Raw genomic sequence first — 1,848 nt, 5'->3', positions numbered from 1 at the left:
TACCGGCAGTGCAAAAATGACCACCTGACGGCAGTCAGAAATTGACCATCCTGACTTAAAAAACAAAGGCTGCTTTCATGTTGAATCAGGAGACGGTTGCGGCCATCAAAGCGCTCAAACAGCAAGGCAAATCCATTCAAGGCATGACCAAAGAATTGGGATTGTCTAGAAACACCGTTAAAAAGTATCTGCCTCACAAAGACTGCGCACCGCAATATCAAAGAGTCGGATCAAAACCCGGCAAGCCCGACCCCTTTTAAAGACTATATCCGCTCCCGCATCGAAGCCGCTGCACCCGGCCGGATTCCCGCTGCCGTGCCGTATCGGGAAATCCTCGAAACGGGCTTTCAGGGCAAAGTCGGAATCGTCAGTGATTATGCTGCCACCCTCAAACCCAAACCCGATAACGAGCCGGCACTACGCTTTGAAATCAAACCCGGCCGGCAGATGCAGGCAGATTTCACCATTATCCGCAGAGGCGGCAACCCTCCGAAGGCCTTTGCCGCCACATTGGGTTACTCCCGAGCAAGCTGTGTCCGCTTCTATGACAACGGGCGTACCGAAGCACGGACAGACGGTTTGTGCAACAGTTTTGAACTCTTCTGCGGCATGGCGCACAAAGTGCTGTTTGATAATGCCAAAACCGTCATGATTCAACGTGATGCCTGTGCAGAAGACGGGCGCCGTCTGAATCCGGTGTTGCCGGCAGCAGCCAACGGCTACGGTTTCCTTTCCAAAATCTGCCGCCATATAGGGCTGGGACTAAAAAGCAGAGTGGAGCTTTTCAAGCGTTACCTGAAATCCGGTTTCATCATGCCTTTGCAGGCGACATTGCGTTCTTCAGGTTTGCTTTCGGATGTTCAGACGGCCGATGGCTGTATCGGCAAACGGCTTTCTCAAACAGCCGATGCACCGGTGCACGGAACAACAGGGGAAATTCCCAACATCCGTTTAATCCGAGAGCAGGAATTTTTACTGTCCCACCACAACAGGCCTGAAAGTATGCTTGCTTAAGCAGCCCGAAACCGGCATGACGTAAAAGTATACCGACACGGGGACGGTATCGAATACCGGCTGCCGTCTGAAAGCACGATGCCGAATCTTTCAGGTTCGGTACGGCGGTTATCCCGGCCGCCCTGTCTGTGCCCGGGCTTCAAACACTGTGGGTACGGCCTTTGGCTGCCCGCAGCATTCGGCTGAAAAAAGCCCGTATGCCGACTTTATCGAACAGCTGCCGGATGCAGGGTTCAAAGCCAAAAACAGCAGGACGCAGGCAGCTTTGCTGAAACCGGCAGGACGGCCGTCCATTAAGACGATAGCGGAATATGACTTTAACTTTGCAACGGGTGCGCCCGAAGCCCGATTGACGGAATTATCGGGATTAAGCTTTATTGAACGATACGAGAATGTGGTGCTGTTAGGGCCTAGCGGAGTGGGGAAAACCCACTTGGCTGTTTCTTTGGCTTATCCGGCAGCAATGGCGGGTATCAAAACCCGTTTCGTAACGGCAGCCGATTTGATGCTGCAACCGGCGGCCTATAATCGAGGAAAGCGGAAATCTTATCTGCAAGGTTCGGTTATGGGTCCGAGGCTGCCGGTGATTGATGAAACTGGCTGTTTACCGTTTGAAAGAGAAGCCAACCTGTTCTTCAATGTTGCGGCCAAACGGTATGGGCGGGGCAGCATGATTCTGACGGCCGATTTGCCGTTCAGCCGGCGGGCCGGGGCTTTTGCCAACGATACGGCTTTGACTGCCGCCATGTCGGACAGATTACTCCGCCATTGTCATGTTGTTCGGATAAGTGGAGAGAGTTACCGTTTGAAGGACAAAAAGAAGATAGGCATTGC

2 protein-coding genes and 1 pseudogene are annotated in these 1,848 nt (G+C 52.9%); all 3 read left to right on the top strand.

What is annotated here, in order from left to right:
- Window positions 1-77: 77 nt before the first annotated feature.
- Complete coding sequence (locus tag IR141_RS12365; RefSeq protein ID WP_135033315.1) at window positions 78-260, top strand: helix-turn-helix domain-containing protein; 183 nt, start codon at window positions 78-80, stop codon at window positions 258-260.
- A gap of 55 nt (window positions 261-315) precedes the next feature.
- Window positions 316-1,014 (top strand): transposase, encoded by a 699-nt coding sequence (locus IR141_RS12360; protein WP_135037723.1) that lies wholly within the window; start codon window positions 316-318, stop codon window positions 1,012-1,014.
- A gap of 172 nt (window positions 1,015-1,186) precedes the next feature.
- Window positions 1,187-1,848, top strand: a pseudogene (locus tag IR141_RS12355) (ATP-binding protein); the annotation flags it as partial.

This window comes from Neisseria sp. 19428wB4_WF04, assembly GCF_015235335.1.
Lineage (GTDB): Bacteria > Pseudomonadota > Gammaproteobacteria > Burkholderiales > Neisseriaceae > Neisseria > Neisseria musculi.
This window is presented reverse-complemented; position numbering and strand designations above follow the sequence as displayed.

Coding starts and splice junctions, on each gene's coding strand:
- IR141_RS12365 (WP_135033315.1), top strand. CDS start 78: ATGTTGAATCAGGAGACGGTTGCGGCCATCAAAGCGCTCAAACAGCAA.